This is a genomic window from Moraxella oculi, from assembly GCF_023336735.1.
In the GTDB taxonomy this organism is placed as follows: domain Bacteria; phylum Pseudomonadota; class Gammaproteobacteria; order Pseudomonadales; family Moraxellaceae; genus Moraxella; species Moraxella oculi.
This window is the reverse complement of sequence record NZ_JAMBAQ010000031.1, coordinates 1-6255: the sequence shown is the minus strand read 5'-3', so window position 1 is coordinate 6255 and position 6255 is coordinate 1. Positions and strand designations below refer to the sequence as shown.

At 38.8% G+C, this 6255-nt stretch carries 11 protein-coding genes; 10 read left to right on the top strand and 1 reads right to left on the bottom strand.

What is annotated here, in order from left to right:
• From M2R47_RS08905 to M2R47_RS08865, 10 genes are all read left to right on the top strand, one after another.
• Window positions 1-1109: DUF637 domain-containing protein (locus M2R47_RS08905; RefSeq protein WP_249102260.1), on the top strand; the 1109-nt coding region annotated here is incomplete at its 5' end.
• Entirely contained in the window at window positions 1001-2113 is a 1113-nt protein-coding gene (locus M2R47_RS08900) for a polymorphic toxin-type HINT domain-containing protein (RefSeq protein ID WP_249102257.1), read from the top strand. The genes M2R47_RS08905 and M2R47_RS08900, both read left to right, overlap by 109 nt.
• A gap of 34 nt (window positions 2114-2147) precedes the next feature.
• Entirely contained in the window at window positions 2148-2486 is a 339-nt protein-coding gene (locus tag M2R47_RS08895) for a hypothetical protein (RefSeq protein WP_249102253.1), read from the top strand.
• Between the two features lie 142 nt (window positions 2487-2628).
• Window positions 2629-3402, top strand: a complete 774-nt coding sequence (locus M2R47_RS08890; protein WP_249102250.1) for a DUF4951 domain-containing protein — start codon at window positions 2629-2631, stop codon at window positions 3400-3402.
• Window positions 3403-3415: 13 nt separating this feature from the next.
• A complete protein-coding gene (locus tag M2R47_RS08885; RefSeq protein ID WP_249102247.1) occupies window positions 3416-3637 on the top strand; it encodes a hypothetical protein in 222 nt (73 codons plus the stop codon).
• 26 nt (window positions 3638-3663) lie between these two features.
• Window positions 3664-3900: a polymorphic toxin-type HINT domain-containing protein gene (locus M2R47_RS09665; RefSeq protein ID WP_418001194.1), complete on the top strand. Its 237-nt coding sequence runs from the start codon at window positions 3664-3666 to the stop codon at window positions 3898-3900.
• Window positions 3901-3955: 55 nt separating this feature from the next.
• Window positions 3956-4357, top strand: coding sequence for a hypothetical protein (locus M2R47_RS08880; protein ID WP_249102244.1), 402 nt, complete (start codon window positions 3956-3958; stop codon window positions 4355-4357).
• Window positions 4358-4372: 15 nt separating this feature from the next.
• On the top strand, window positions 4373-4942 hold the full coding sequence (locus M2R47_RS08875; RefSeq protein WP_249102243.1) for a hypothetical protein: 570 nt from the start codon (window positions 4373-4375) through the stop codon (window positions 4940-4942).
• 107 nt (window positions 4943-5049) lie between these two features.
• A complete protein-coding gene (locus M2R47_RS08870) occupies window positions 5050-5586 on the top strand; it encodes a hypothetical protein (RefSeq protein WP_249102241.1) in 537 nt (178 codons plus the stop codon).
• 128 nt (window positions 5587-5714) lie between these two features.
• Window positions 5715-6023: a hypothetical protein gene (locus M2R47_RS08865; RefSeq protein ID WP_249102239.1), complete on the top strand. Its 309-nt coding sequence runs from the start codon at window positions 5715-5717 to the stop codon at window positions 6021-6023.
• Window positions 6024-6061: 38 nt separating this feature from the next.
• Here the strand turns inward: M2R47_RS08865 and M2R47_RS09550 are convergent, their stop codons facing one another.
• On the bottom strand, window positions 6062-6184 hold the full coding sequence (locus tag M2R47_RS09550) for a hypothetical protein (RefSeq protein WP_283162955.1): 123 nt from the start codon (window positions 6182-6184) through the stop codon (window positions 6062-6064).
• Window positions 6185-6255 lie beyond the last annotated feature (71 nt).

Sequence of the window (6255 nt, the reverse complement as noted above, 5' to 3'; positions counted from 1 at the left end):
AACGCCACCAAAAAGACAGCAACTGGGTTTTATGGCAACGCACCCTTGACCAAGGTCAGATCAAACAAAGTGCAATCCTACCTAGCTTTACAGGCATGAACAAGCCTGTGCTTGATGCCAAAGGAGGCATCAGCGTACAAATCCCTGATTCTGAGAAAAACACACAAAGAAGACAACTGACCGAACAAATCCTTGAACTTGCCAACCAACCAGAATATGCCTACTTGTCAGACTTAACTCAGCGAGACGACATCAACTGGCAACAACTCATCTTAACCGATGAAGACTGGGACTATAAACAGCAAGGACTCACTCCAGCAGGGGCGGCGATTGTGGCAATTGCGGTGGCTTATGCGACAGCAGGGACTGGATCTGAATTGGCATTGGCATTGTCTGCCAAAACAGGGAGTGTGACGCTTGGTGCTGCTGGTAAGGCAGCTTTTGTCAGCCTTGCCCAAAGAGCCACCATCAGTGCCATCAATAATCAAGGTGATCTAAAAGCGGTATTCAAAGAGCTTGGGAGTGATGATGCGGTAAAGAGCATGATCACCAGCGCTGTGACCGCAGGGTTACTGGAGAAAATGGGTGGTACAGATTGGGCACAAAAACTTGGTAAAGGTACACAGACCACCCTTGATGATCGTTTGTTTAAAAATATTATTGATAGTACGGCTTCTGCATTGGTAAAAACAGGCATTCAAGGTGGCAGCTTAAGTAATCACCTTAAAGAGTCTTTGAAGTCAGGAATGGCAGTGGCGATTCAGGGAGAGGCTGCCAGTCACATTAAGGGTTTAGAAGATGTCAACTGGATATTGCACAAAATCGCCCATGTTGCTGCAGGTTGTGCCATCCACGCATCGCAAAAACAATGTGAAGCTGGTGCGATGGAGCGGTTGTTGGGGAAATTGTGGCTGGAGCGATGTATGAACAATACAAAACAAAGTACGCAGAGCATACTGTCATCGTGGCAACAGAAGAGCAAAGTGACCAAATCTCCCAGATGTCAAAGCTGGCAGCAGGTGTGGTGGCCGCTTATGCTGGTTATGATGTCAATGCAGCATCCAAAAGTGCAGAAATTGCCGTCGAGAACAACGCAGCATGGGCATTGATTCCTGCTTTGATTTATGTGGCAGATAAAACTTTCACGGCTTATCAAGTCTACCAAGACATCGAAGCTTTACGAACCAATCAAAAAACATGGGAGCAGCTTGCCAAAGAAAAAGGGCAAGACTACATGGTTCAAGCGATTGCTGGTAACATTGGTAAATATGGACTGAAAGTTGTCAAACAAGGTGGACGCAAGATTGTGCAGTCTGTTAAAAAAACCTGTTCATTTCATGGCGACACCCTAATTTCAACCATAAACGGATACAAGCCAATCTCAACCATCAAGATTGGGGATTATGTTTGGTCTCGTGATGAGTACACAGGAAAATACAGCTACCAACCTGTCACCAATTGGTATTTTAATCAGTATCAAGAAACTGTCTATGTAACCATCATTGATTCTAAAGGTAATGAACAAGTCATTATATCGAACACCATTCACCCATTCTTTGTCAAAACATCTTATGGTACAATAACTCCACCTTCATCAGAAGGTCATCATTATCAAGGTGAGATAACCAACGGTGCTTGGGTAGATGCCAGTCATCTTAAAGCTGGCGATAAACTTCTATCCGAAGATGGCTCTTGGCAAACCATCAAATCCATCAGCATCACCCAAAAGCCCCTCACTGCCTACAACCTAAGCATTGACAACACCCACACCTACTTTGTATCAGCACAAGGTGGTAAGTATGGGGTGTGGGTGCATAATGATTGTTTGGGAAAATATGCTAGGTATAATTCTCCCGAGATAAAACTAACAGATAAAGGTTTGGAGCACATTTTAAAACGCCACTCGGCAGATTTATATACAACCCACAGTAAAGGAGATTTATTCCCAAAAGGAACAACCGATAAGCAGATTAAAGATGCTATAAAGTCTGTATATTCAAATGGTGCTAGAATATCTAATGATAATAGCCCATCTCATGTATTTGAAAAAAGAATTAAGATTAATGGAAAGACTGCCAATTATAGATTGGTAGTAAACAAAAAAAACAAATGAAGTAACTAGCTTCTTCAAAATAGGTAAATAATATATGAAAATAGAAATCGTGTTTTCCAATGAACATCCAGCACAAGATGATAACCTATTCAGACTGGGTTACTTAAAGGTAACCGAAGGAAGTAAAGAAATATATTTTTTTAAAGATAAGATCTGTATGATTTTTTTGACCTTGGATAGCTTGGCTGAATTTTTATTTAGCAAGAGTAAGCATTGCAGATGGGTTGGAGAAGATTCTGGAATGGTTTATAGCATTAAAAAACATAAAGATAACTTAATTTTTTCAAGAGGTGGTTTTATATACAAATGTAGCGAATTTGAATTTATAAAAGCTTTGTTTCGTGTAATTACTAATTTGGCTATTTATAACTAATATGGGCTGAGTAAAAGTGTGAAACTCTACGATTGCATTGCTTTGATGATAAACCGTCAAATCCATCAGCATCACCCATGCCTACCTCGTTTCAGCTGGCAATGATTGCAATGCAGGTGCCATTGGTGCTACCATAGGGGAGATGTGGGCAGACCATCAAACAGATGACCCAAACACCCTAACCCAAACCCAAAAAGACACCCTCATCCACCAAGCCAAACTGTTAGCTGCCATCACCGCTGCTTATGCAGATGAAGATGTAGGCACCGCCACAAGCATGGCAGAGGAGGCGGTGAGGTGGAATGCTGCGTGGTCAAAAACTGCTGCATCTAATATCTATAAAAGACAACGAGAAGAATGTCAATCCTTAGGCATACCTTCAAATCAATGTGGTCAATATCACGGTGAAAAAAGTCTTAAAATACTTAAAGAAGTAGGTCTATTTATTGTACCAACCACCCCAGAAGAAGTTGCTATTGCGGTTGTAACAGGTGGTGCTGGCGGATATGTCATTAAAGCTGGTGGCAAAGTAATTAGCAAGGTCTTTAAAAGTAAAGATGAAGCTCAAAGGGTGTTGGGAGGGGCTAGAGAAGCTAGTAAAAAATCTCAAGAAGGCAAGGGTGTTACCAATCCAAAGGTGCAAAAATTAAGCAATCCTCCTGTGCCACAGGGTATGACAAATAGTACTTTCGGAAGAGAAGTAATTGGCTGGGGTTCGCGTCCAGAGGGAGCCACCCAAAGACTAAACATTCTTACCCATAGCGATGTTTTAAAAATGCAAGAAAAAGGCTTGACAAAGGACATGGCTATTCAATGGCAAAGGTTTTATGAGAATGAATATGCTAGAAATTCAAATAATCTTACTGCTAAACATAGAGTGGCATTAATGAAAAAAATAATTTCCATGATGAATTAAGGTCGAAGTAACAATGAATAAACAGAAATTTGATATAAAAAATCTAGAAGATCACCCAAAAATTATTATAATAGAGCCTTGGGCAGAGGAGATTATCCTAGAGAGTGGTAAACTGGTTTCTCTACAAATATTGAGTGATAAAGAAGGGAATTTAGAATTTTTTCTTGAACAAAGTTGTATTATTATTTATGCATGGGATGGATGTGTGATAGATTACAATTTATTTGATATTTGAATTGGTAATATGGTAATAGTCTTGATCTGCATCAAGGGGCTTACTTAAAAGCCATTGAAACCTTCACAGGTGGTGAGCTGATTTGGACAAGAAATGACATTACCCTAGAATACGGCTATCGTCCTGTCATTGCCACCAAGGCAACACTTGACCAACCCATTTTCCAAGTCACAGTCAAAAACCATCAAGGCGATATAGAGACCCTACAAACCACAGCCGAACATCCCTTTTGGATTAGGTGGTGCTGGCGGATATGTCATTAAAGCTGGTGGCAAAGTAATTAGCAAGGTCTTTAAAAGTAAAGGTGAGGCTGAAAGGGTGTTGGGGGAGGCTAGGAGAATTGAGAATAATGTTTATAATACAAAAATTGCAAATCTATTAAAACCATTAAGCAGAAATACTCAAAATCACATTTTGAAACGACACAAATACAATAATGTTTTAATGCAGATTAAAGCACTTGAAAAAAGCGGAAAGAGTAGACAAGAAGCTTATAGGATGCTTGATATAGAAAACAGAACCTTTTTTAATAAAAATTGGAGTAATGAAAAAATATTAAAAGCAACCGAATATGCTAAACAAGATGCTATTAAAAATGGCGTAACATCAGGGAGTCATACCGTAGTTTATCATGGTGAAAAAATTACCATCAATATATCCAATGATGGCAAACTTTCTACAGCCTTTGGACATAGAAAATATGGCGTAAATGATTTTTAAAATTTCGGAGAAATCATGCTAAATATAGAATATAGAATAAATAAAGAGACGGTACATCACATCAATATTCATGACAAACCTGATGTTTATGGGGTATTTGTTATTGAAAGTGACTTTGGCTTATCTTTGAGAGATTCTTCTATGATGGAAGATGATATTTTTGAGCTTTTTGATTTTAATGACAACTTATTTTTATGGTTTTGGAATTTATCACTGATGAACGTCGAAATTTTAAAAAATCATAAATCGTCTTTTATTATTGGTTATGACTTAGACAATTTACCTCCCTATAAAGGCATTTTATTTCAAAGAAATGATGACATTTTGCATACATATGAAGTTTTTTATTATACTGAAATTAATTACGAATTTAGCAAAATCTTACCTGAGAGTTATGATATTGTTAAAAATAATGATGAGGTTTTTATTTATGAATGGCTTATCAAATCCACAAGTAAAACGCATGAATTTCTTGAAGAAATCATAAACCATGATCAAGATTTCAAAAAAAATAAATATATTAATTTAATGTTTAGCTATTTACATCTCATAAACAAAAGTATTGGCACGAAGCCTCTAGCTTAATCCAAAAATCTATCTGTGATTCATTGAGCTTTGTGAGTTTTTGCAAACCAAACCCTCTATCCATCACCGTCGCTTATGCAGATGAAGATGTAGGCACCGCCACAAGCATGGCAGAGGAGGCGGTGAGGTGGAATGGGCTTTATGATAAGCCTACTTCGCATTCCAAACCACTCAAAAACCTTTCCAAGATATACGGAGATGACATAGGAGATATTCAGCGAAAGCTGGATTCTGGAGAGCTTGTATTGGATAAAACTCTTGCTGACTATATTTACCAAATTAATACAAATAAAGAGCTTGTAATTAATATGACTTTACCAAGAGATGTCGTTGTGATCATTACTGGAAAAGAGGGCGGCTGGAGAGACAATCGATCCGTGCCTGGTGAAGAGGTAAATGATGCTCGAATCGCATTTACTAACTATGCAGAATGGGCAGTGTTGGGTCAAGTTGTGGTCAGCAGAAAAAAGAACAATCGTAATGCTGCAGAGTACAGATTGGTTCATGATGTATACGACTTTGACATAAAGTCTGGGATACGAAATATCTCAAGAAACCTTGAAACCATCCTTGGAGGCCCAGGACCAGGGGTTGGTTATAAGATCGTCATTAAAAATCAAAATAGGATTAAATTTGTACAATGAAAAAATCCATACTTTATCTCATCGCTTTATGCTTCATCGCTATTATTCTTTGGAGTTTTACAGATTCAAAGACAAGATTTGGTAATTACCTTTTTGAGATGTCAGCTGATTGGAACAATGGCATACCGATGAATTACTTTTTATTCAAAGAAAACGATAGAGATTATGCTGAATACTATGTCAATGATTTTAAGCGTATCGGTGGTTATGTCTATTACACGGTGCTTGATGGGGTTTGGCCAGAAGATGACTGCTACTTCGACCCCAATCTGCAATTTAAGCGAATCAATCTAAGTAACGAACAAGTCGAGGCTCTAGACCCTGTAGAATATCCACAGATTTACCAAGAACTAAGCACGCTGTATCCAAAAGATGAAGAATGGCTTAATGATCCAAAACAAAGATGCTCGGTGAAATACCCTGAAAGATGGGGTTAGTCCAATCTGCTTGAATTGAGTTGATGGTAGCCAAATGCTTACGGATCATCAACCCACTGGTTTTGATGGGTAAATAAAAACCTATCCCACAAACTGGCAGCAGGCTTAACAGGCTGTCTGTCCGCCAAAGCCTCTGGCAATGATTGCAATGCAGGTGCCATTGGTGCTACCATAGGGGAGATGTGGGCAGACCATCAAACAGATGACCCAAACACCCTAACCCAAACCCAAA